Source organism: Rhodococcus sp. P4_B6, from assembly GCF_056402215.1.
The window spans coordinates 68,019-90,857 of record NZ_JBFUHV010000007.1 but is presented as its reverse complement, the minus strand read 5'-3'; the positions used below and the strand labels follow the sequence as shown (position 1 = coordinate 90,857).

The 22,839-nt window shown below is 68.1% G+C and carries 17 protein-coding genes and 1 pseudogene; 9 read left to right on the top strand and 9 right to left on the bottom strand.

All coding sequences use genetic code 11. The features are described from left to right. Positions 1-54 precede the first annotated feature (54 nt). Both AC1DWT_RS05195 and AC1DWT_RS05190 read left to right on the top strand, forming a co-directional pair. On the top strand, positions 55-648 hold the full coding sequence (locus tag AC1DWT_RS05195) for a class I SAM-dependent methyltransferase (protein WP_072944753.1): 594 nt from the start codon (positions 55-57) through the stop codon (positions 646-648). A gap of 69 nt (positions 649-717) precedes the next feature. Further along, positions 718-2,358, top strand: coding sequence for an ABC-F family ATP-binding cassette domain-containing protein (locus AC1DWT_RS05190; RefSeq protein WP_477919943.1), 1,641 nt, complete (start codon positions 718-720; stop codon positions 2,356-2,358). On the opposite strand, the gene fdxA is transcribed toward AC1DWT_RS05190, so the two are convergent. Next, positions 2,359-2,685, bottom strand: a complete 327-nt coding sequence (gene fdxA / locus AC1DWT_RS05185; RefSeq protein ID WP_005244047.1) for a ferredoxin — start codon at positions 2,683-2,685, stop codon at positions 2,359-2,361. A 144-nt stretch (positions 2,686-2,829) separates the two neighbouring features. Between fdxA and AC1DWT_RS05180 the strand changes: the two genes are divergently transcribed. From AC1DWT_RS05180 to AC1DWT_RS05165, 4 genes are all read left to right on the top strand, one after another. Next, positions 2,830-3,135 (top strand): helix-turn-helix transcriptional regulator, encoded by a 306-nt coding sequence (locus tag AC1DWT_RS05180; protein ID WP_072944757.1) that lies wholly within the window; start codon positions 2,830-2,832, stop codon positions 3,133-3,135. Beyond that, positions 3,128-3,763, top strand: coding sequence for an ATP-binding protein DrrA1-3 family domain-containing protein (locus tag AC1DWT_RS05175; protein WP_477919940.1), 636 nt, complete (start codon positions 3,128-3,130; stop codon positions 3,761-3,763). Before AC1DWT_RS05180 ends, AC1DWT_RS05175 begins: the two co-directional genes overlap by 8 nt. After that, positions 3,760-4,956, top strand: a complete 1,197-nt coding sequence (locus tag AC1DWT_RS05170) for an ABC transporter permease (protein WP_477919939.1) — start codon at positions 3,760-3,762, stop codon at positions 4,954-4,956. The genes AC1DWT_RS05175 and AC1DWT_RS05170 overlap by 4 nt, the downstream gene beginning before the upstream one ends. Positions 4,957-5,042: 86 nt before the next feature. Beyond that, positions 5,043-8,222, top strand: coding sequence for a multicopper oxidase family protein (locus AC1DWT_RS05165; RefSeq protein WP_477919976.1), 3,180 nt, complete (start codon positions 5,043-5,045; stop codon positions 8,220-8,222). A 1-nt stretch (position 8,223) separates the two neighbouring features. On the opposite strand, the gene AC1DWT_RS05160 is transcribed toward AC1DWT_RS05165, so the two are convergent. The 4 genes from AC1DWT_RS05160 to AC1DWT_RS05145 are packed head-to-tail and all read right to left on the bottom strand — an operon-like array spanning position 8,224 to position 13,268. After that, complete coding sequence (locus tag AC1DWT_RS05160; RefSeq protein WP_206014842.1) at positions 8,224-8,700, bottom strand: SRPBCC family protein; 477 nt, start codon at positions 8,698-8,700, stop codon at positions 8,224-8,226. A 22-nt stretch (positions 8,701-8,722) separates the two neighbouring features. Beyond that, a complete protein-coding gene (locus AC1DWT_RS05155) occupies positions 8,723-9,709 on the bottom strand; it encodes an antibiotic biosynthesis monooxygenase (protein ID WP_206014841.1) in 987 nt (328 codons plus the stop codon). Positions 9,710-9,726: 17 nt separating this feature from the next. Continuing rightward, the gene (locus AC1DWT_RS05150; RefSeq protein WP_072944769.1) at positions 9,727-12,444 is read right to left on the bottom strand and encodes a molybdopterin-dependent oxidoreductase; all 2,718 of its coding nucleotides are present in this window, start codon (positions 12,442-12,444) and stop codon (positions 9,727-9,729) included. Then, on the bottom strand, positions 12,441-13,268 hold the full coding sequence (locus tag AC1DWT_RS05145) for an FAD binding domain-containing protein (protein WP_477919937.1): 828 nt from the start codon (positions 13,266-13,268) through the stop codon (positions 12,441-12,443). Before AC1DWT_RS05145 ends, AC1DWT_RS05150 begins: the two co-directional genes overlap by 4 nt. A gap of 179 nt (positions 13,269-13,447) precedes the next feature. On the opposite strand from AC1DWT_RS05145, the gene AC1DWT_RS05140 reads away from it, so the two are divergent. Continuing rightward, on the top strand, positions 13,448-14,941 hold the full coding sequence (locus AC1DWT_RS05140) for a carboxyl transferase domain-containing protein (RefSeq protein ID WP_477919936.1): 1,494 nt from the start codon (positions 13,448-13,450) through the stop codon (positions 14,939-14,941). On the opposite strand, the gene asnB is transcribed toward AC1DWT_RS05140, so the two are convergent. The 3 genes and pseudogenes from asnB to AC1DWT_RS05125 form a co-directional block, all read right to left on the bottom strand. Beyond that, a complete protein-coding gene (asnB, locus tag AC1DWT_RS05135) occupies positions 14,938-16,779 on the bottom strand; it encodes an asparagine synthase (glutamine-hydrolyzing) (RefSeq protein WP_477919935.1) in 1,842 nt (613 codons plus the stop codon). The genes AC1DWT_RS05140 and asnB overlap by 4 nt on opposite strands. Before the next feature lie 175 nt (positions 16,780-16,954). Beyond that, positions 16,955-18,163: pseudogene (locus tag AC1DWT_RS05130) on the bottom strand (ISL3 family transposase). A gap of 218 nt (positions 18,164-18,381) precedes the next feature. After that, complete coding sequence (locus AC1DWT_RS05125) at positions 18,382-19,056, bottom strand: GOLPH3/VPS74 family protein (protein ID WP_477919933.1); 675 nt, start codon at positions 19,054-19,056, stop codon at positions 18,382-18,384. Between the two features lie 145 nt (positions 19,057-19,201). Between AC1DWT_RS05125 and AC1DWT_RS05120 the strand changes: the two genes are divergently transcribed. Next, positions 19,202-20,239 carry an alpha/beta hydrolase gene (locus tag AC1DWT_RS05120; RefSeq protein WP_072944778.1) on the top strand — a complete coding sequence of 346 codons (1,038 nt, stop codon included), beginning with the start codon at positions 19,202-19,204 and terminating at the stop codon, positions 20,237-20,239. A gap of 63 nt (positions 20,240-20,302) precedes the next feature. Continuing rightward, entirely contained in the window at positions 20,303-22,237 is a 1,935-nt protein-coding gene (locus AC1DWT_RS05115) for a propionyl-CoA synthetase (RefSeq protein WP_477919930.1), read from the top strand. A gap of 4 nt (positions 22,238-22,241) precedes the next feature. Here AC1DWT_RS05115 and AC1DWT_RS05110 read toward each other — a convergent pair whose 3' ends face one another. Beyond that, positions 22,242-22,808 (bottom strand): TetR/AcrR family transcriptional regulator, encoded by a 567-nt coding sequence (locus AC1DWT_RS05110; protein ID WP_072944782.1) that lies wholly within the window; start codon positions 22,806-22,808, stop codon positions 22,242-22,244. Positions 22,809-22,839: the final 31 nt, after the last annotated feature.

The following is a 22,839-nucleotide window of genomic DNA, read 5'->3' as shown; positions in this document are numbered from 1 at the left end:
TAATCCGACGGCATCGGCGTTCAGGTGGTGACGCGCCCGGTGAAAGGGGCGGACATGGGCCTCGGATACACATTGGCCTATCGGTTCAAGATCACGCCCTGGGTGAAGGCGGGCCGGGTCTTCGGGAACCAGATCGAGACGTTGATCGATCCCTTCGACGCACCACCGGGCGAGGTCCTCGACATCGGATGCGGCACCGGTGACCACGCCATCGAAATGGCCCGGCGGGGGTGGCAGGTGACGGGGATCGACACCGTCCAGCTGGCCCTCGACAAGGCGCGGTCCAAGGCACGGAAGGCGGGCGTCGACGTGCGGTTCATGCACGCGGACGCCACCGACCTCGAGCACGCCGTCGGTCGCGGGTACCACCTGATCCTGGACGTGGGGTGCTACCACGGGCTCAGCGACCACGCCCGGGTCGCGTACGCCGAGAACGTCACGACGGTGACCGAACCGCACGCCACGCTGTTGATGTTCGCGTTCGGGCCGGGACATCGCGGCCCGCTGCCGCGGGGTGTGTCCCGCTCCGACGTGGAGCGCACGTTCGAGAAGTGGAAACTCGTGTCGGACGTCGACGCCGACACGACCGGCATGCCGGGACCACTCAAGAAGGCCGACCCGCGCTGGTTCCGCCTCGTCAAGCGCTGACGCGCCCGTGAGTACTTGTTAACCGCCCGCGGTTAATTAAGTACTCACGGGCGGGGGGATAATCTCCAGGTGACTGCAACACTGCGCATCAGCGGACTGTCGGCTTCGCGCGGTGAGCGCACCCTCTTCGCCGGCCTCGACCTGACCGTCGCCCCGGGCGACGTGACCGGACTCGTCGGGGCGAACGGGGCGGGCAAGTCGACGCTGCTGACCACGCTCGCGGGGGTCGGCTCGGCGGACGTCGAGGGCAGCATCGTGCTGAGCCCGCCCGACGCCGCCGTCGGCTACCTCGCCCAGGAACCCGACCGGATCGCCGGCGAGACCGTGCTCGACTTCCTGGGCCGCAGGACCGGCGTCACCGAGGCCGAGCACACCATGAACGCGGCCGCCGAAACGCTCGGCGAGTCGGACGAGGATCTCTACTCCCCCGCCCTCGAACGCTGGCTGGCACTGGGCGGCGCCGACCTCGCCGAGCGCGCGGAGAAGGTCGTGAGCGAACTCGGGCTGGGCGTGCCGCTCGACGCACACATGACGTCACTGTCCGGCGGGCAGGCCGCGCGCGCCGGGTTGGCGTCGCTGCTGCTGTCCCGGTACGACGTGCTGCTGCTCGACGAGCCGACCAACGACCTCGACCTCGTGGGGCTCGAACAGCTCGAGCGTTTCGTCGCCGAGAGCCGGGCAGCCATGGTGGTGGTGAGTCATGATCGAGAATTCCTGGCGCGCACCGTGACCGGCATCGTGGAACTCGACCTCGCGCAGCAGCAGATCGCGGTCTACGACGGCAGCTACGACTCGTATCTCGCCGAACGGGAGATCGCACGCAGGCATGCCCGGGAGGCGTACGAGGAGTACGCCGGAACCCGTTCGGATCTCGAGGACCGCGCGCAGATGCAGCGGAACTGGATGGAGCACGGAGTCCGGAACGCGCGCCGCAAGGCGAAGGACAACGACAAGATCGGCAAGGGGCTGCGCACCGAGTCCACCGAGAAGCAGGCCGCGAAGGCCCGGCAGACGCAACGCCGGATCGAGCGGCTCGAGGTGGTCGAGGAGCCGCGCAAGGAGTGGGAACTGCGGATGGAGATCGCCGCCGCCCCGCGCAGCGGTTCGGTCGTGGCGACGGCGAACGGCGCCACCGTCGCGTGGGGCGGGGACCGCGAGTTCACGTTCGGCCCGGTCACCACTCAGGTGGACTGGGGTGACCGGATCATCGTCACCGGCGCCAACGGCTCCGGGAAGACGACCCTGCTGAAGGTGCTGCTCGGCAAGGTCGCCCTGGACGCGGGCACCGCCTCACTCGGTTCGGGTGTGGCGATCGGCGAGATCGATCAGGCCCGCGGCCTGTTCGAGGGCGCCGAGAAGGTGTCCGACGCGTTCGCGGCGCAGGTCCCGGACTGGCCGGATGCCGACGTGCGGACGCTGCTCGCGAAGTTCGGCCTCAAGGGACACCACGTGCTGCGGCCCGCGGCGTCGCTGTCGCCCGGCGAACGCACCCGCGCCGCCCTCGCCCTGCTGCAGGCGCGGGGTGTGAACCTGCTGGTGCTCGACGAGCCCACCAACCACCTGGACCTCCCGGCGATCGAACAGCTCGAGCAGGCGATGGAGAACTTCGACGGCACGCTGCTGCTCGTCACCCACGACCGGCGGATGCTGGATTCGACGCGCAGCACCCGCCGCTGGCGGATGGACGGCGGCCGGCTGTCCGAGGAGTAGTCAGTCGCCCTCGGCCATGGGCGGCAGCGCCTTGACGAACGGCGGGTCGTAGTCGACCTTCCCGAGCTTCGCGGCGCCACCGGGCGATCCCAGGTCGTCGAAGAAGTCGGCGTTCGCCTTGGTGTACTCGACCCACTGGTCCGGGACGTCGTCCTCGTAGAAGATCGCCTCGACGGGGCAGACGGGCTCACAGGCACCGCAGTCGACGCATTCGTCGGGGTGGATGTAGAGCATCCGACCGCCTTCGTAGATGCAGTCGACGGGACATTCTTCGATGCATGCCTTGTCCAGAACGTCGACACAGGGCTCCGCGATGGTGTACGTCACGTCTGTAATCCTGTCCTTTCCTGCCGTCCTGCGCGAATCGCCTCTACTCTGCCACTCAATTCCCCAGGGTCAACCTGTCATTTCGGCGCCCGGGCCTGTTGCCCACGGTTGACAAACTGTTGGGTTTTCACAACACTTTGTTGCATGAGCCCAGTACGGCGCGGGGACTCCCTGCCCATCTACAACCGCATCGGCGTCCTGCGCGCCGAACGCGGGATGAGCCGGGCTCAGCTGGCGGGACTCATCGACGTCAACCCCCAGACCGTCGGCGCACTCGAACGGGGCGACCACTACCCCAGCCTCGACCTGGCGTTCCGTATCTCATGGGTGTTCGAACTGCCGGTGGAGGCCATCTTCTCCCGCACCGAGTTCGGGCCCCTGTCCACCGAGCTGTACCGCACCGACCGACCGCCGTCCACGACAGGAAGCGGGGAGAGTTCCCATGCCTGAGACCAATCTGATCGAGAGGTACCAGGGGTTCCGGACGCGCAGATTCCTCCAGAACGAAAGCCGTTACCGCACCTGGCTGCCGCAGTGGCGGACGCGCAGCCGCAGGCGAATCCTGGTGGTCGCCCTCGCGGTGACGTTTGTGTTCATGACCGCCGTCGGGATCGTGTGTCATGTCGACATGACGGTCGGTCCGCTGCTCTGGCTGCCCGCGTGCCTGTTGTTCTTCCCGCTGTGGACGATGCTCCAGATCGTGTCCGGACGGCAGGGGGACGCGCCGCGCGACGCTCTCGACGAGTGGGAGATCCAGCAGCGCAACAGTGCCCGCTCGATCGGACTCACGGTCACCCAGCTCGGCCGGATGCGTGCCGTCGGCACCGTCGACGAACTGCGCGGCGGCGGCAACGCCCGACTCGAAGTCCACGCGCCGGAGGCGCCGGTCGGGTGGGCCCATCATCTCGACGGGGTCACCACGATCAGTCACCTCGACGGCCGGACCCTGCTGTCGCTCGACGACCACGTGGACGATCAGCTGGTCCTGCACACCGCCCTGAAAACCGGTCCGGTGCACGAGTTCTCGCTGCACAGGCCCACTCTGACCGATCTGTTCCGAGAGGTGGTCACCGCATGAGCGCCCCCGTGAGTCCCGCCCGCGCGATCGGCCTCGTCGCCCGCCGCGAATTCCTCACCCAGGTGGCGAAGAAGAGCTTCGTCATCAGCAACGTGATCATCCTGCTGGCCATCGTGGGCGGCATCGTCGCGTATTCGCTGTTCTCGGGCGGCGACGAAGACCGGGCCACCGTCGGACTCGTCGGCGACCAGTCGCTCGCGCCCGTTCTCGTCGCCACCGGTGACGCGACYGGCACCCCGGTCGACGTCGTCCCGGCGGCCGACGAACAGGCCGCACGGGACCAGGTGGGCAGCGGTGACCTCGACGTCGCGCTGATTCCCGGCACCGGCGGATCGGTCACGGCCGTCACCGAATCCGAGCTGAGCTCCGGGCTTCGCACCGTGATCGACGCGGCCGTGATGCAGCAGGCCCAGGCCGGCGCCCTCGCCGCGCAGGGTGTGGACCCCGCGGAACTCGCCGCCGCGACCGGCGGGGCGGTCGTCACCGTCGACGCTCTCGACCCGCCCGACCCGGAGAAGGGCCAGCGCGTAGCCCTCTCCGTCGCCGTGGTCGTCCTGCTGTACATGCAGATCATGATGTTCGGCATGTACGTGGCGATGGGTGTGGTCGAGGAGAAGTCGAGCCGCGTCGTCGAACTGCTCCTGTCGACGCTCCGACCACTGCAACTGCTGTGGGGCAAGGTGATCGGCATCGGCGCGGTCGGACTCGTCCAGCTGACCGCCTACGGTGTGGCCGGGGTCGCGGCCGGACTCGCGACGGGCGTGCTCACCGTGACCGGGACCGCGCTCGGGGTGCTGGCCGGAACACTCGGCTGGTTCGTGCTCGGATTCGCGTTCTTCGCCGTCCTCTATGCCGCGGCCGGTTCGATGGTGTCGCGGCAGGAGGATGTCAACGCCACCGCGTCACCGCTGATGGTGCTGATCGTCATCATGTTCTTCAGCGCGTTCTCCTCGGTGAGCAACCCGGACGGCACCCTGAGCAACGTCCTCAGCTGGATTCCGCCGTTCTCGGCGATCCTGATGCCGCTGCGCATCGCCGCCGGCGTGGCGTCCCCGGTCCAGGTCGTCGTCACCATCGCCCTGATGCTCGCGGTGACCGCCGCGCTCAGCGTGCTGGCCGCGAAGATCTACCAGCGCTCGATCCTGCGGATCGGCAAGGTCGTGTCGTGGAGGGAGGCGCTGGGGAGGTCGTGAATTCCCGGTGCCCGCCCAAGTTCCCCGGGTAGTCTTCGAATCGTCGATCGATGCTGCTCAGCTGCCGTCGTGGAACGGGGAACACCATGGTCGTCCGTCGCCGGAAGCCGATCGTCGCCATCGCCGTCGCCGTGGTCGCGTGCGTGACGTTGATGCTGACGGCATGCACGTCCGACGAGCCGACCACTGCGGGCGGTGGCAACGCCGGCCCCGACGGCACCCCGGTCGCCTACACGGAGCCGGTCAAGCTGTCGAGCGAGAACGGGGTGCTCGAGGTCCGGCTGTCGGCCCATCAGGGCACGGTCGACCTCGACACCGTCTCGGAACCGGTGTCCAACTTCCTGGTCTTCGGGTACGAGGTTCTGCAGGGCACCAGTTCGAACGGCTCGACCACGGGCGACGACGTCTACCCGGCACCGACGTTGCGCGTCGATCCGGGTGAGCGCCTGATCATCCACTACGACAACGATCTCCGGAACCTGACGATCGAGGACTTCTACGACCCCGCGTTCACGCCGGCGGGCGGGGAGGTCCCGATCTATCCGCCGGCCCTCGAGTCCGCGCCGCTGAACCTGCACACCCACGGGTTGCACGTGAGCCCGGACGGCAACGCCGACAACGTGCTGCTCGACATCCCCGCCGGGATGGGCAACGTCTACGACTACGCGGTGCCGAAGGACATGCCGAACGGCATGTACTGGTACCACAGCCACCGTCACACGATGACCGCGCAGCAGACGTACGCGGGGCTCGCGGGACTGCTGGAGATCGGCAGGCCCGACGGCAACCTTCCCCTGGTGACGCAGAACGACGTTCCCATCCGCGACATGGCGCTGCAGTACAACTTCGTCTTCGACCGTAAAGGCAACGGCCACCAGCTGAACGACCCGAACTGGCCTCAGTTCGTGAGCACGCTGAAGCCCCCGGAGGGATCCCAGCTGGCCGACGGCACGTACGAGCCGAGCCTCGCCCCGGTGAACTTCGCCGACACGACGGAGGGGGCCCAGTACGTCACCAACTGGTATGCCGGTCCGCTGTCCCCGGCGAATCACCGCGGTCAGAACCAGTTCGTGCCGGGCAATCTGCAGAGTTTCCGCAGTGATTCGACGAACGTGCCCGCCGATCCCTCGCTACCCGACAACGAGCGCGACGTGCAGTACACGATCAACGGGCAGTTCCAGCCGGAGTTGAAGCTGAAGCCGGGCCAGACGGAGATCTGGGTGCTGGCCAACATCAGCGACTTCGCGTACATGCCGCTGCGGCTCACCGAGACCGCGACGGGCGAGCATCCCCAGTTCTCGATCGTCGGCCAGGACGGCAACCCCTTCACCCAGGTGCAGCGGCCGGTCGGCGGTGACGGAACCCGGCTCGTCATTCCGCCGGGGTCGCGGTACGCGATCGCCGTGACGATGCCGGACACCGGCGATCTGGTGCTCGACATGCCGCCGCTGGACGGCGCGAAACCCGTCACCAATCCCGGCGTGCTCTACACGAACAACGGCACCGGCAACCCGCCGGCCGAACTGGGCACGGTGACCGTCGACCCGTCGGTCATCAGCTATGCCGACGGCTTCTTCACCTTCCCCACCCAGACTCTCGTGCACGTCACCCCCGACAGCGGCGAAGGCCGGACCACACCGTTCGAGCCCGGCCAGAACCTCGACGCCTATACGTCGTTCGTGGACACGTCGGTGATGACACCCGACGTGAAGCGCACGCTCACGGTGTCGGGCGGGTTCGGCAACGAGAAGGCCAGCAATAGCGACCCGAAGGCGTTCACGTACGAGTTCGACGACAACACGTTCCCGAACATCCCGTTGATCCAGCCGCGCCTCAATTCGGTCGAGGAATGGTCGATCACGAACCTCAACAACGACGAGCATCCGATGCACATCCACGTCAACGACTTCCAGGTGATGGAAATCGTCGATCCGATCGCGGGCACCCGGACCGGGGTGCAGCCGTGGGGTGAGGACAACGTCAACGTGCCCGCGCCCGTCACGGACGCGAACGAGAATCCGCTGGTGCCCGCATCGGTGACGCTGCGCACCAAATTCACCGAGTACACCGGCACTTTCGTGATCCACTGCCACCGCCTCAACCACGAGGACAACGGGCTGATGGCCACCGTCAACGTGATCCCCGAGGTGTCGACGTACGCGGTGGCGGTCCCGGGAAGGCCGGGCACCCCCGCCACCGTGCAGGTCCACGACGGCAACGGCGACAGGGTGATCGCCGCCGTCACCCCGTTCCCGTCGTTCGAGGGCACCCCGACGGTGGCGATGGCCGACGTCAACGGCGACATGATCCTCGACCTCGTCGCCGGGACCGGTGCGGGCGTGGCACCGGAGGTCGTCGCGTACGACGGCAACGATGTCGGCTCCGGCCCGTTCACCGCCGAGCTGACCAGGTTCGCCCCGTTCGACGCCGGCTTCCGCGGGGGCGTGAACGTCGCGGGCGCGGACATCGACGGAAACGCGCTGGCCGACAACATCATCGCCGGCACCGGCCCCGGCACTGAATCGCAGGTGAAGGTGTTCTCGTCCACCCTGCCCACGGAGAAGGGCGCGGCACCCGCGGTCTTCTCGAGCTTCACCCCCTACCCCGGTTCGCAGTCCGGGGTCACCGTCGCGACGGGCCTGGTCGACACCGCCTCGGGCCGGGCGAGCATCGTCACCGCCCCGGGGCCGGGAGAAGCGCCTCGCGTGAAGACGTTCCGGTACGACCTGTTCGAACCCACCGCCGCTGCGCAGGCCGACGGCACCGCTGACGAGCACGCCGGCCACACCGGCGGACCGAGGGCGACGTCGGAGTTCCTGGCCTTCGACGAGAACTACCTTGGCGGTGTCTCCCTCTCGACGGGGTGGGTGGCCGGCGCCGAGGGCGGAGCCAAGAGCATCGTCACCGGCATGCTGGGCGGCGACGGCACCGTCCGGGTGTGGTCGAGCGGGTCACGCCTCGACGGTGAGCCGGGCATGTATCTCGAGAGCCCGAACCACCACTCCGGCGACGTCGTGTTCACCCAGATCGCGTCGTTCGCACCGTTCGCCGGCGGCACCCCCGGCACCGGCGTGCGGGTCGCCACGACCAGCACCACCACGGGTGCCGACCTGCTCGTCAGCGGCGCCGGGCCGGGCGGGGCCGAGGTGCGCAAGTTCGGGCTGGGACGCCCCGACCCGCAGGCCACGACGCTGGTACCACTCCCGTTGGGCGCCCTGCCCGCGCTGCCCGCAGCGCCTGGGTCCGTGCCGCTGGGCGGTCGGTAGATCAGGCTTCTCGGCCGGCCCGCTTCTCGGCGGCGTCGGCGATGTCGTCGAGATCCTGCCGGATCATCTTGGTGGTGGCCTTCAGCGCGAAGGAGCCGAACACCTTCATCAGGAATCGCGAAAAGGCACCCATACCGGTTGCTTCCGCCGAGAAGTGAAAAGTCAGGGTGGTGCCGTCGCCGGCAGGCGTCAGGGTGAACACCGTCGTGTAGTCGGCGCCGCGGGACGACGCCTTCACCACGGTGCGCTTCTCCGGGTCGATCTCCGTGACCCACATCTCCTCGGACGACGACTTGCCGAACAGCACCCGGGTCTCACGCCACCGCGTGCCGACCTCGTATTTCGTCGAGTCCAGCCGCTCGAGCTTCTCCACCCCGCTCAGAACCGACTCCGCGTTGTCCAGGTCGGTGAGGACATTCCAGACCGCGCTCGCGGGCGCGTCGATCGTTCGGCTCACTCGGATTTCCGAGGCTGACATGTGGCACCCGTTTCTCTCGGTGTCAGGGCAGGGTCCAGAACTGGGTGGTCACCAGATAGAAGACGACGACCCAGAACACCATAGCCCCGGCGACGACGGCGAGCCCTCGACGGTTCGTCCTTGCTTCGGGAACACCCGGGGCCGGCCGCAGCCAGTGCCCCAGTATCCGGTTCACGTAGTACGGCATCGTCACGAAGCTCATGATGAAGCTGGACAGCAGGTTTCCGACGAGCAGGCCGAGCCACAGCGGCATCTTCAGCGGCGACAGCGCGAGGGTGAGGATCACGACCGTCGGATAGAGGCCGACCCACACCGCGATCGAGGTCTTGGTCTCGGACGGCGGCGGCGCCTCGTGGCCGTTCTCGTCGAACGCGAACCAGCTGCCGAACGAGTTGTCGATGGTGCGCAATTCGAAGTCGTGGAACTTCTCCCCCTCCGCGAGCAGCTCCTGACGTGTCGCCGAGGTGAGCCACGTGTCGAGGTCGGCCGCGTTGTCGTAGCGGTACAGCGCGGTCCACTCGTCCTGGACACCTTCGACGGGGCGGAACAGTTCGCTCCCGCGGAATCCGTCGAACCTGCTCTCCTCCAGGCGCAGTCGGTCCTGCCACGCGAGGAAGTCGTCGACGTGTTCGGGGCGGACACGGTGCGTCACGACGACCGTCACGAGCGGATCCGCTTCCCGCACGCCGCCACCGGTGATGACCTGCTGGGTGGCGGGGCCGTCGAAGTACGGCTGCCCCGCGTCCAGCCGCTCCTGCCGGGTGGCGCTGTTGATCCACGCCTGCACGTGGGCGACGGAATCGAAGCGGTAGACCACCACCCAGTCGGGTTGCACGGCGGTGGGTGCGGAGATCTCGGCGCCCAGAAAACCGGGGTAGCGGGACGCGGCCGCGTTCATGTCCCGCTGCCAGGCCTCGAAGGCCTCCTCGGAACCGGCACGCACCTTCTGGCCGATGATGACCGTCGCGGCGTTGCCGGCGACTTTCTCGGTGGGCTTCTCGGTGTCCATCGCCCTCTCCTCACGGCTCAGGTCGTCGGAACCGATCGGTTCTCGCCGATACGGCTGTAGATGCGCTCGGGGGTGAGCGGCAACTCGCGGAAGCGCACGCCCGTCGCGTCTTCCAGCGCGTTGGCCAGTGCAGGCGCCACCGGGTTGATGCAGCACTCCGCCATTCCCTTCGCACGCATCGGCCCGACGGAGTCCGAAGAATCGACCAGCAGCACTTCGGTCCGGGGGACGTCGGCGAAGGTGGGGATGCGGTAGTTGCGCAGGTTGGGGTTGGTCATCACACCGTTGTCGTCGACGTGGAAGTTCTCGGTCAACACGAATCCGATGCCCTGGGCGACGCCGCCCTCGATCTGGCCGCGCACTTGCACCGGGTTGATGATGACCCCGGCGTCCGTGGCCTGGACGCTGTCGAGGATGCGGATCTCGCCCGTCACCCGATGGACGGCGATGCGGAAACCGTGGGCGTTGGAGACGACGCTGCGCGGCGACCCGTACGCCTTGCGCGCCTCCGTGAACCGGATGCCGCGGGGGCGGGCGGCGTCGAGGAGTTCGGTCAACGGCACGCGTGTGCCGTCGCAGAGCACCCCGTCGTCGTCCATCGAGCAGGACGCGACATCGACCCCGGTGTGCGCGGCGGCGAACGCCAGGATGCGGGTGCGCAGCGCCTCCGACGCCTGCGACACGGCGTTACCCGCGACGAAGAGCCCCGCACTGGCGAATGCCCCCGTGTCGAAACCCGTGCGGTCGGTGTCGGACTGCACGAGACGCACCCGCGACGGCGTCGTGCCGAGCTGGGTGGCCGCGATCTGCACGTGCGCCGTCGACGTCCCCTCACCGAATTCGACGGTGCCGACGGCGAGTTCGTACACGCCGTCCTCGCCGAGCGTCGCCCACGCCTCGGAGATGTGCTCGGTCGGGGGCGCGGTCTCGTGAAGGCCACACGCGGTGCCCACGCCGACGAGCCAATCCTCGCCCAGCACCTGCCCGTTCCCGGTCCGTCCCAATGCGGCGTCCACGAGGTCGATGCACTGCCCGAGCCCGTCCTCCCCGAACACGACGTCGTCGGGCCCGTCCTCGATCGCCACCAGTGAGTCGCCGGGGCGGACGATGTTGCGGCGCCGCAACTCGACGGCGTCGATGCCGAGCGCGACCGCCAACTCGGTGATGGCGGACTCGACCGCGAACGCGGGCTGCGTCATGCCGTACCCGCGCAGCGCCCCGCTGGGCACGGTGTTCGTGTAGACGGAGTACGCGTCGAACTTCTTGTTGAGGCACCGGTACGTCGAGATCGCTGCCCCGGCGGCGAACAACGTCTCGCCCCCGTGGTTGCCGTACGCGCCCGTGTTCGACACGTTGCGCACCTGGAACGCCGTGAGCGTGCCGTCGGATCGGGCGCCGAGCTTGACCGTCAGCTTCATCGGGTGCCGCGGCGACGCCGTCGTGAACTCTTCTTCCCGGGTGAACTCGAGGGAGACCGGCCGGCCCGTGTCGAGGGTGGCGAGCGCAACCAGATCCTCCGTGATCACCTCCTGCTTGCCGCCGAACGCGCCACCGACCCGCTCGCAGAACACCCGCAGCTGGTCGGGACGCAGGTCGAACAGGTGAGCCAGCTTGACCTTCGCGATCGACGGCGACTGCGAACTCGTGCGCACGTGCAGGCGGCCGTCCTCCATCCAGGCGATCGACCCGTGCGTCTCGAGATGCGCATGCTGCACACGCGGCGTGAAGTACGTGCCCTCGTGGATCACGTCGGCCTCGGCAAACCCGGCCTCGATGTCCCCCACCTCACCGTGCAGCTCGAGCAGAATGTTGCGCACGGGGTCCTGGACGAACGGATCATCCGAACCGTGCAGTTGCGGTGCGCCGTCGGCCATCGCCTCCTCCGGGTCGAACACCGCGGGCAGCACGTCGTACTCGACGACCACTCTGCGGCAGCCCTCCTCCGCGGCGCCGACCGTGTCCGCCACCACCGCGACCACACGCTGTCCGACGAAGCGGACCGTGTCGTCGAGGATGTACGTGTCATCGGGGTCGACGAGGTGATCGGTGTGGATCGCGGTCGTGTACAGCTTCCGGGGCACGTCCTCCCACGTGTACACGCGGTGCACTCCGGGGACGGCGAGCGCCGCCGCCGTGTCGATCGAGACGATGCGGGCATGGGCGTGCGGCGAATGCAGCACCTTCATGTGCAGCAGGCCCTCGATGTCGGTGTCCATCGTGAATCGGGCGCGGCCCGTGACGACGTCGGTGGCCGCGGGCGCCCCGACGCTGGTGCCGACGGCCCGGCCCGGTTCGGCGACCTCGATCGCGGCGACACCGTTCACCGCGTCCTCGATCGCGCGGTAGCCGGTGCAGCGGCACAGATTGCCCTTCAGTGCGCGGGGCAGGTCGGCTTTCTGCGCGTCGGTGAACGTCGCCGAGGTCATGATCATCCCCGCGGTGCAGAATCCGCACTGGAACCCGGGGGCGTCCCGGAACTGCCGCTGCAACGGATGCAGGTCGTCCGGTGAACCGAGGCCCTCGATGGTGGTCACCTCGCGTCCCTCGGCCCGGAACGCGGGTGTGATGCAACTGTGCACCGGATCGCCGTCGAGCCACACCGTGCACGCTCCGCAATCGCCTGCGTCGCAACCCTTCTTGACGCCGTGGTGGCCGAGCGAACGCACGAACGTCCGCAGGCACTGTCCGGGATTCGGCTCCTCGTCGAACGTCCTGCCGTTGACGGTGTACGTCATCGCCGACCTCCTGCCGCGAGTTCGGTCCGGATCTCCTCGGCGTAATGCTTCGCGAGGTGACGACGATGGTCGGGGGTGCCGTTGGGGTCGTCGAACCACACGTCCTCGGGCAAAGCGTCGATGCTCTGCTGCAGCGTCTCGGCGCCGGGCACGGCGTCGAACGCGAACCGGATCGGACGCGTGGTGCCCGCCGTGATCGTGAGCAGCAGGTCGTCGGCATCGGGCGACCGGGTGCCGATCATGAACAGTGTCGACCGGCCCAGGTGTGTCAGCGTGAAGCGGCGGTGCGCGTGACGCTTGCGCAGGGCGCCGGCCGGGATGTCGATGCGCCGCAGGATCTCACCCGGCGAGAGAATGTTCTCGTGGTTGCCCGTGACGAAGTCGGCGGCGTCCACGGTGCGCTCGGACCCGTCGGCCGCCCACAGGGTGTACGTCGCCTCGAGTGCGACGGCCATCGTGATCATCGGGCCCGCGGGCAGCGACATGCAGATGTTGCCGCCCACCGTCGCCGAATTCCAGACCTTGAACGACGCCAGGAACGCCTCGCAACTCGTTGCGAACAGAGAGCCGGCGAGCCAGTCGCCCGGCGGCGCAAAGGCATACAGTTCACGCACCGTGCACGTCGCCCCGATCTCGAGACCCGCGTCGCTCGGCACCAGCGAATCCCAGCCGAGCGCCGTCAGATCGACGAGCCTGCTCAGGCCGGGTTGTGGCTCCGAGAACAACCACGTTCCCCCGGCCAGCCACGCGTCGCCGCCCCGCCACTGCGCACCCGGCCGGTCGGGTGGGCGCCGCACGACATCGGTGATGGTGTTGAGGTCCATATGACTGCTCCACTCGGGGAATGTGTCGTCGTTCTCGTACCCGGCCTGCGTCAACTCACCTGACTCTAGACACCGCGACAGCCGTACCGGCGTTTTTTGCCTTGTTCCACCCGTGCTTGCGACCGTCACCCGTCGTAGCAGACATCTACCGCCCGGGCCCGACCGTTACTCTCAGGTCCATGGCCGCCAAGATCTCCGCCCACGACGTGCTCGAGTTGGTACTGGACGCAGGCAGCTTCGTCTCCTGGGACACCACGCCCGTCGACGCGCGGCCGAACGAGAAGTACCAGGCAGACCTGCAGAAGGCCGCCGAGAGGTCGGGCGTCGACGAATCGGTGATCACCGGCGTCGGCACCGTCCGCGGTCGCCCGGTCGCCGTCATCGCCTGCGAGTTCGCGTTCCTGGCCGGTTCGATCGGCGTGGCCGCCGCCGAGCGGATCGTCTCCGCCATCGAACGCGCCACCCGGGAGGGTCTCCCCCTGCTCGCCTCCCCGACGTCGGGCGGCACCCGCATGCAGGAGGGCACCGTCGCATTCGTGCAGATGGTGAAGATCGCGGCGGCCGTCGCCACCCACAAGGCCGCGCATCTCCCCTATCTCGTGTATCTGCGGAACCCGACCACGGGCGGCGTGTTCGCGTCCTGGGGTTCCCTCGGGCACATCACGGTGGCCGAACCCGGTGCGCTCGTCGGGTTCCTCGGGCCCCGCGTCTACGAGGCGCTGTACGGCGAGAAGTTCCCTGAAGGCGTGCAGACGTCCGAGAACCTGTACCGCAACGGCGTCATCGACGGCGTCGTCCCCGCGACCCGCCTGCGCCGGCTCGTGCACCGGGCGTTGCGGGTGCTGATCGATCCGCCGACGCCGGCCGCCGCCACCGAACCGGTGCCGGCCGTCGACATCCCCGACGTGCCCGCGTGGCAGTCGGTGATGCTGTCGCGGCGCGCCGACCGGCCCGGCATCCGCCACCTGCTGCGGCACGCGGCCACCGAACAGGTGCCCCTCAGCGGCACCGGTCAGGGCGAGACCGAGGGGACGGTGCTGTTGTCGCTGGCCCGTTTCCGCGGCGCGCCGTGCGTGCTGCTGGGCCAGGACCGCGCCGGCCAGTCGGCGCTGAACACGATGGGGCCCGCCGCCCTCCGCGAGGCACGCCGCGGCATGCGGTTGGCCGAGGAGTTGCAGATCCCCCTCGTCCTGGTGATCGACACCCTCGGTGCGGCGTTGTCGCAGGAGGCGGAGGAGCGTGGACTGGCTCCCGAGATCGCGCGCTGCATCTCCGACCTCGTGACGTTGAGGACGCCGACCGTGTCCGTTCTGCTCGGTCAGGGCACGGGCGGCGGGGCGCTGGCGTTCCTGCCCGCCGACCGTGTGCTCGCGGCGCAGAACGGGTGGCTGGCCCCGCTGCCGCCCGAAGGTGCCAGCGCCATCGTGCACCGCGACACCACCCACGCACCCGAGATGGCCGCCGCCCAGGGCATCCGTTCCCTCGACCTGCTGCGGGACGGCGTCATCGACGCCATCATTCCCGAGCATCCGGACGCCGCCGACGAGGCCGTCGACTTCTCCAAGCGGGTCGGCGAGGCCATCTCCCGGGAACTCCGCGCCCTGACCGGGGTTCCGGAGAGCGAACGCTTCGCGGCCCGGCTCGCCCGCTACCGGAACCTCGGCCTCGGCTAAGACAGTTTGATCGTCGGGTTGTACATGTCCATCCACAGTGCGAGGTCGAGGGTGCGCTCGAGTCCGCGACGCGACACCTGAGTGATCTGCGGGGTGTCGACGGACACCGCCCGCGACAGCCAGTCCGCGCTGACCAGCCCGAACACCGGGTGCGAGGGGTCGCCGAGCAGATCTTTGCCGTGCTGCTGCAACGCCACCGCGTACTTCGGGTCCTGGGTGGACGGGTACGGCGACTTCACCCGGTCGATCACCGACTGCGGCAGCACATCCCTGGTCGCGGCCCGCAGCAGCGACTTCTCCTTGCCGTCGAACGTCTTCAGCGACCACGGCGTGTTGTACACGTACTCGACGAGCCGGTGATCGCAGAACGGCACCCGCACCTCGAGTCCGACGGCCATGCTCGCGCGGTCCTTGCGGTCGAGGAGGACCCGGACGAACCGTGTCAGATGCAGGTAGCAGATCTTGCGCATCCGCCATTCGAAGTCGGATTCGCCGTCCAGCCGGTCGATCCCGGATATCGCCGCGTCGTACGAGTCCTGCACGTAGTCGTCCATGCGCAGCCCCGCCGTCACGTCCGGGGTGAAGATGTTGCTCTCGTCGCCGAAGTGCTCGGCGAACTGCACGAGCCACGGGAAGGTGTTCGCCTGTTGCGCCTTCGGGGCGAAGAACTGCTTGTAGCCGCCGAACACCTCGTCGGCCGACTCACCGGACAGCGCCACGGTGGAGTGCTGACGGATCGCCTTGAACAGCAAATACAGCGACGCGTCCATGTCGCCGAGGCCCATCGGAATGTCGCGTGCCCGGATGACCTTCGCGCGCACCGCGGGATCCGCCAGGTCGTCGGAGTCGAGGACGATGTCCTGGTGCGTGGTCCCGGACCTGCGGGCCACGTCGTGCACGTACGGAGTGTCCGGGGTGCCCCGCAGTTCGTCTGCGACGAAATGTTCGGTCTGCCCGACGAAGTCGACGGCGAACGTGCGGACCCTCTCCCCCACCTCGGCGAGTTGCCCGGCGGCGATGCCCGTCATCGCCGAGGAGTCGAGCCCACCGGACAGCAGCGTGCAGCGCGGCACGTCCGCGACCAGTTGCCTGCGCACGATGTCGTCGAGCAGTTCGCGGACGTGCGCGACGGACGTGTCCCGGCCGTCGGTGTGTGGGCGGGTCTGCAGGGTCCAGTACCGGTGCGTCCGCAGTCCCGCATGCGAGACGGTGACCACCGTGCCGGGCTCCACCTCACGCATGCCCTCCCACACGGCGTGGCCCGGCGTCTTCACGAACGCGAACAGCTCCCGGATCCCGTCCATCGTGACGGTCGGCTCGGCGATCGGATTGGCAAGGATCGCTTTGGGTTCCGAACCGAACAGCACACCGTCGGGGGTCTCGTAGTAGTAGAACGGCTTGATGCCCATGCGGTCGCGGATCATCACCAGGGTATCGGTCCGCGAATCCCACACGGCGAACGCGTACATGCCGTTGAGCCGCTCCGCGACGGCCTCTCCCCACTCCAGATATCCGTGGAGCACCACCTCGGTGTCGGAGTTCGTGGCGAACCGGTGACCGCGCCCGTACAGTTCCTCGCGCAGTTCACCGAAGTTGTACACCTCCCCGGAGTAGACCATCGCCACGGTCCCGCCGGGGGTGTCCGCGCTCATCGGTTGATGCCCACCCGGCAGATCGATGATCGCGAGCCGTCGATGCCCGAGCGCCGCATGTTCGACGACCCACGTACCGCGATCGTCCGGCCCCCGGCAGTTCATCGTCTCCGCAATGGCATCCACGGTGGACTGTTCGACGCGTAGATCGCGGTCGAACGAGATCCATCCGGCGATTCCGCACATTTGTTCCTCCGGCTGTCGCTGGCGCTCTTCCTTCGGCGCGCATGGTCAGTTGCGAGGTGGCGAACCGAGTCCGAACCGTAGCAATCGCATTGACAGTTCTTTACTCTTGCTAACCACCTATAGTCCACGGTAACCCTTTTCGGCGCACAGGCGGTGAGCCCGCAATCACCGCCGGTCAGAACGGTGCGGGCTCGTCGGTCGCGTGCCGTCGGCGGCGCTCGGCCCGGATCCGTGCGGCATCGTTCTGCGCACGGGTGCGACGGCGGGTGGCGGGGTCAACGATGCGATCACGCCCGCGTGCGCCCAGGATTCCGGCGGACCTCGGACGGTATCGGTGACCGGTGGGCGCGACCAACTCGATCCCGCCGTCGGCGTTCACCTGCCAGTGACCGGAATGTTTGAGCCGGTGATGATTTCGACAGTAGGCGGTGAGGTTCCCCGCCGCCGTCGGACCTCCGGCGGCGGGATCGGAATGGTCGAACGGCCGATGATGATCGAGGTCCGTGTGTTCCAGGCGGCCACATCGCAGTGCAGCCATTCGCATCCGCCGGCCAGCACCCGCATCCAGGTGTCGAGCACGGTGCCGGGACGGTACGTGGTCGGGGTTTCAGAGTTCGGAACCCGCACCGGTTCGACGTCCGCGTCGGCGGCGATGTCGCGTGCGTGCGCCGCGTCGACGACATGAAAGGGGTCCATACACTGACGAGCCCGCGGGACATGATCCTCTGCGGCGGCACGGAAGGCGGGAGAGCCGTCCATCGACACCACCTGCACCTTGTCGCGCTCCTTCGCCGACTGTTGCTCGAAGAACTCCGAAAACGAGTCTCGGCCTCGGCCCTCGGTGATGTAGACGACCTTGCCGGTGTCGTGATCGCCGACGATGGTGAGGTACTTGTGCGGATGCCGGTAGCAGATTTCGTCGACTCCGATTCGATACAAATTCTCGAGCCTGCGCGAGTCGATCAACGCATCGACTGCCCGCGTGACGATGGAGGTGACCGTCCGCCATGCACAGCGCATCAAGGTCGACACCGAGGTCCGATCGGTGCGGGTGACCAACCACAGCACCATGTCCTCGAAGTCGCGTGTATGCCGTGCTGTCGGGCGCGCCCACGGAAATGTCCTCGGTCCGGACGCCGCAGGTCGGGCACTCGATCCGTCGGATCGGATACTTCAACCACACCTTGTGGCGGCCGAAGTCGAGATGGCGCCAGCGCCGCGGCGCGTGGTCGTAGGCAGCGGCGCTCGTGTAGCCGCATGGGCACTTCACACGGCGTGCTGCGAGCCTGACGGTGACCTCGACGGAGTCGTCTGTGATCGACACATCCGACACCGATGCACCGGGGATTTGAAGCAGACGGTTAAATGCAGTACTGACGCGCACGTGTAGCGGTCCTCCGGGTTGAGGTTGGTGTAGGAACCCCGAAATCTAGAGACCCAACACGTGCGCGTCCCTCATTTCACCGGCAACTCGCCGAACACTGCGTCCAACAACCCACCCTGAACAGTAGAAATGACGCCTACACAAACCTCAGGAGCGCCACATGTGTTCTACACTAGCGAAAACCCTTGCGCTCCAAAATACCCCGACGGAACCCGCCCCTAGCCACTCCCTGCCACGATGACGGGGACGGTGGCGGCGACGATGATGGCGGCGTTGACGGCGTCGACGGATGCGCGCACGGCCTTGCCTGCCCAGTCGCCTTCGGCGATGTCCTTCGCCCGCTTCTTCACAGCGCGACGGTCGGCGTCCGGGAACAGCTTCGGGGCGGCGTCGACGGCGGAGAGGAGCGAGACCAGTGCGGCGGTGCGCGGAGTGGGCGTGACCCCGTCGAGGAGCGCGGCGCTCAGTTCGTTCCGCACCGCACGTTCGTGGCTGCCGTCGACCTCGGGCCACCGCGTGGCGGAAAAGATGCCGAGCACCTTGCTCTTCTCCTCGCGGACCCATCCCGCGGCGACGATGCGCCCGGCGAGTTCTTCGCGCAGATTCTTGGTGAGCTTCTCGATCGCTGCTTCCGGTTTCAGCGGCTTCGACCTACCGATGAGATCGACTGCCCGCGCGAGCAGCGGATCCTGCGGCCACGCGCCGTCCCGGACCACGAGGCGACCCTTCTTCACGTCCTCACCGGGTTCGGCGGGCGTGACGACGTCGCCGAGGGCCAGTTCCAGGAGAACGGCGCCTGCGAGGACGCGCGGCAACCTCGTCCCGTCGACGACGGGCTTGCCCGAAGCGTCGTCGAGCAGCAGCAACAGCAGGTCTTCGGCGAGCAGCGTCATGCTTCCACGATAGGGGGACGGCGACGTGAAGTCCGGTGTCCGTTCAGCCGCCCCGGGGAATGTTTGCCGGTTACCGTGAAGGGGGAATGTTTCCGGGTATCAGCGGACGGTTGTCGGGCACCGCAGTCAAGCACGAGGAGCGGCTATGAGCGCGATCGGACACTGTCGGGCACTCCTGGCGGTCGCCGTCATTGCCTCGTCTGCCATGTTCGGTCAGATGGCGACGGCGTCTGCGGACGTGTGGCGGGCCCTTCCTGCCGACAAACCGGCTTCGGCGGACGGTTCGGCCCTCGACCACATCGAGGAGATCAACGACCGCCAGCTGAACATGTTCGTCTACTCGGCGGCGATGGAGAAGGTGATCCTCCTCGAGGTCATCCGCCCCGCCGACACGAGCGTTCCCCGGCCGACCCTGTACCTGCTCAACGGTGCCGGTGGCGGCGAGGATTCGGCGACGTGGCAGGCGCGGACGGACGTGGTCAGCTTCTTCGCCGACAAGAACGTCAACGTCGTCACTCCCGTCGGCGGGGCGTACAGCTACTACACCGACTGGGAGAAGCCCGATCCCGTCCTCGGCGTGAACAAGTGGACCACTTTTCTCACCGAGGAACTTCCCCCGATCGTCGACGCCGCACTCGGAGCGAACGGCGAGAATGCGATCGCGGGTCTGTCGATGTCGGGCACATCCGTCCTGAGCCTGGCCGAGGCCGCCCCCTCGCTGTATCGCGCCGTCGGCGCGTTCAGCGGGTGCGCCCAGACGAGCACCAAACCGGGCCGGGACTACGTCACCTTCGTCGTCAGCTTCCGAGGCGGAGACGTCGAGAACATGTGGGGACCGCCCGACGACCCCGCCTGGGTGGCCAACGACCCCGTCGTCAACGCCGAGAAGCTGCGCGGCATCGACTTGTACATCAGCAATGCCACCGGGCTGCCCGGCATCCACGAGAACCTCAACGGCCCGGACATCAACGGAGATGTGGGCGTCCTCGCCAATCAGGTGATCATCGGCGGCATCATCGAGGCGGGTACCAACGAGTGCACCCATCAGCTGGCCGACAGGCTGAACGCGCTGGGAATCCCGGCCACGTACGACTTCCGGCCCACCGGCACCCACTCGTGGGGCTACTGGCAGGACGACCTGCACAACTCCTGGCCGATGATCGCCGGTTCCCTCGGCGTCTGACCGGGCGCACCCGACGTCGCATAGGGTGTTTCGGGTCACAGGACGACGAGAGGACGTGCATCGATGAGTTCCCCGGGAACTGCGCCTTCGAGCGACAACCATGGCCAGAGCTACGCCGAGGTCTACCGCCGGAGCGCCGACAGTCCCGAGGAGTTCTGGCTGGCCGCCGCCGGTGCCGTGGAGTGGGAGCAGCCGCCGACGCGGGCACTCGACGATTCGGCCGCCCCGATGTACCGGTGGTTCCCGGACGCCTCGCTGAACACCTGCTTCAACGCCCTGGACCGGCACGTGCGCGACGGCGACGGGGACCGGGCTGCGTTGATCTACGACTCGGCGATGGTCCCCGACGCGTCCCGCACCTATACCTACGCAGAACTTCTCGACGAGGTGTCCCGGTTTGCCGGCGTCCTGAAGGACCAGGGCGTGGTGGCCGGGGACCGGGTGATCGTCTACATGCCGATGATCCCCGAAGCGGCGATCGCGATGCTGGCCTGCGCCCGCATCGGCGCCGTGCACTCGGTGGTGTTCGGGGGTTTCGCCGCGAAGGAACTCGCGACCCGCATCGACGACGCCGGACCGGTGGTCCTGGTGACGGCGTCGGGCGGCCTCGAACCGGGGCGCACCGTCGAATACCTCCCGATGGTGGCGAAGGCGCTGGAGTTGTCCGCCGCCCCTCCGCACACGGTGATCGTCAAGGACCGCGAGCAGGTCCCCGGTTCGGCCGCCGACTACCAGGGCGGCGACGCGGCGTGGTTCGACTGGGACGCACTGGTGGTGGATGCCGCACCCGCGGAGCCGGTTCCGGTGGCCGCGACCGACCCGCTGTACATCCTGTACACGTCCGGCACCACCGGGAAGCCGAAGGGCGTGATCCGCGACAACGGCGGGCACGCGGTCGCGCTGACGTGGTCGATGCGCAACATCTACGACATCGGCCCGGGTGACGTGTGGTGGACCGCGTCCGACGTCGGCTGGGTGGTCGGCCACTCGTACATCGTCTACGGGCCGCTCCTCGCCGGTGCCACGTCCGTGCTCTACGAGGGCAAGCCGGTCGGGACCCCGGACGCGGGGGCGTTCTGGCGGGTGATCTCCGATCACGGGGTGTCGGCCCTGTTCACGGCACCGACCGCGATCCGCGCGGTGCGCAAGGCCGATCCGGACGCGAAGGAGATCGAGAAGTACGACATCTCCTCACTGAAGACGCTGTTCGCGGCGGGCGAGCGCCTTGACCCCGACACGTACGCGTGGGCGACCCGCGTCCTGGGCCGTCCCGTCGTCGACCACTGGTGGCAGACCGAGACGGGCTGGGCGATCTGTTCCAACCTGCGCGGGCTCGAACCGATGCCGCTGAAGGCCGGATCCCCCACCGTCCCGGTTCCCGGGTACCGGGTGCAGGTCGTCGACGGCGAGGGGAACGTGGTTCCGGCGGGGGCCGAGGGCAACATCGTGATCGGCCTGCCCCTGCCTCCGGGGACCCTGGCCGGGTTGTGGCGGGACCCGGAGCGGTACGTGAAGTCGTATCTCGCCACGTTCGAGGGCTACTACCTCACCGGCGACTCCGGGTACATCGACGAGGACGGGTACGTGTTCGTCCTCGGGCGCAGCGACGACGTCATCAACGTTGCCGGACATCGCCTTTCGACCGGAAGCATGGAGGCCGTGGTCGCGGGACACTCCGCGGTGGCCGAGTGCGCGGTGGTCGGGATCCGCGACGAACTCAAGGGCCAGCGGCCCAGCGGCTACGTGGTGCTCAAGGCCGGCGTCGACATCGACCCCGAGACACTCCGCACCGAACTGGTCGCAATGGTGCGTGAACAGATCGGGGCCGTCGCCACGTTCCGCGACGTGACGGTCGTGCAGGCGCTGCCCAAGACCCGCTCCGGCAAGATCCTGCGCAAGACGATGCGGCAGATCGCCGACCACGAGGAGTACACGGTGCCCTCCACCATCGAGGACGTCGCCGTACTCGACGCGCTGAAGAAGCAGTTGGGCGGCTGACCGCTCAGACCCGGACGGCCGCGTCGAGTGCCTGATCCACCAGCACCTCGACGCGGTCCGGCTCTAGTGGGTCGAGGTCGAACAGGATGCGGTAGATGATCGGCGCCACCACGTGGTCGATCACGTGCTCGACCGCGCCCTGAACACCCGAGGCGACCGGCTCCCCGCGTCCGACGATCGTCTCGATCTGGGTGCGGCAGAACGTCGCGCACTGGAGCGGATTGGTCTCGCCGCTCATCACGACGTCGCGCAGCGCCGCCCGCCCCACCGGCGAGGACATCTCCTCGAGGTACTCCTGCGCCCAGGCGACGAGGTCGCCTCGCACACTGCCGGTTTCGCGCGGAGGTGTATCGGGACGCAGTCGCTCGATCGCGACGTCCGCGAACACCTCGGTGATGTCACCCCAACGCCGGTAGATGGTCGACGGAGTGATCCCGGCGTCGGCGGCGATCATCGGGACCGTGATGTCTGCTCGGTCGCGCTCGTCGAGGAGCTTGCGGGTGGACGCGTGCACCGCCTGCTGGATGCGGGCGCTGCGCCCGCCGGGGCGTGGACCTGGAGCCGGACTCATGACCCCATGCTAACGCAAAGATGTTGCATTA

Bases quoted from the DNA above. Each gene is read 5' to 3' on its own strand.
- AC1DWT_RS05195 (WP_072944753.1), top strand. From the start codon at position 55: ATGGGCCTCGGATACACATTGGCCTATCGGTTCAAGATCACGCCCTGG.
- AC1DWT_RS05180 (WP_072944757.1), top strand. From the start codon at position 2,830: ATGAGCCCAGTACGGCGCGGGGACTCCCTGCCCATCTACAACCGCATC.
- AC1DWT_RS05175 (WP_477919940.1), top strand. From the start codon at position 3,128: ATGCCTGAGACCAATCTGATCGAGAGGTACCAGGGGTTCCGGACGCGC.
- AC1DWT_RS05165 (WP_477919976.1), top strand. From the start codon at position 5,043: ATGGTCGTCCGTCGCCGGAAGCCGATCGTCGCCATCGCCGTCGCCGTG.
- AC1DWT_RS05160 (WP_206014842.1), bottom strand. From the start codon at position 8,700: ATGTCAGCCTCGGAAATCCGAGTGAGCCGAACGATCGACGCGCCCGCG.
- AC1DWT_RS05155 (WP_206014841.1), bottom strand. From the start codon at position 9,709: ATGGACACCGAGAAGCCCACCGAGAAAGTCGCCGGCAACGCCGCGACG.
- AC1DWT_RS05150 (WP_072944769.1), bottom strand. From the start codon at position 12,444: ATGACGTACACCGTCAACGGCAGGACGTTCGACGAGGAGCCGAATCCC.
- AC1DWT_RS05145 (WP_477919937.1), bottom strand. From the start codon at position 13,268: ATGGACCTCAACACCATCACCGATGTCGTGCGGCGCCCACCCGACCGG.
- AC1DWT_RS05140 (WP_477919936.1), top strand. From the start codon at position 13,448: ATGGCCGCCAAGATCTCCGCCCACGACGTGCTCGAGTTGGTACTGGAC.
- asnB (WP_477919935.1), bottom strand. From the start codon at position 16,779: ATGTGCGGAATCGCCGGATGGATCTCGTTCGACCGCGATCTACGCGTC.
- AC1DWT_RS05125 (WP_477919933.1), bottom strand. From the start codon at position 19,056: ATGACGCTGCTCGCCGAAGACCTGCTGTTGCTGCTGCTCGACGACGCT.
- AC1DWT_RS05120 (WP_072944778.1), top strand. From the start codon at position 19,202: ATGAGCGCGATCGGACACTGTCGGGCACTCCTGGCGGTCGCCGTCATT.
- AC1DWT_RS05115 (WP_477919930.1), top strand. From the start codon at position 20,303: ATGAGTTCCCCGGGAACTGCGCCTTCGAGCGACAACCATGGCCAGAGC.
- AC1DWT_RS05110 (WP_072944782.1), bottom strand. From the start codon at position 22,808: ATGAGTCCGGCTCCAGGTCCACGCCCCGGCGGGCGCAGCGCCCGCATC.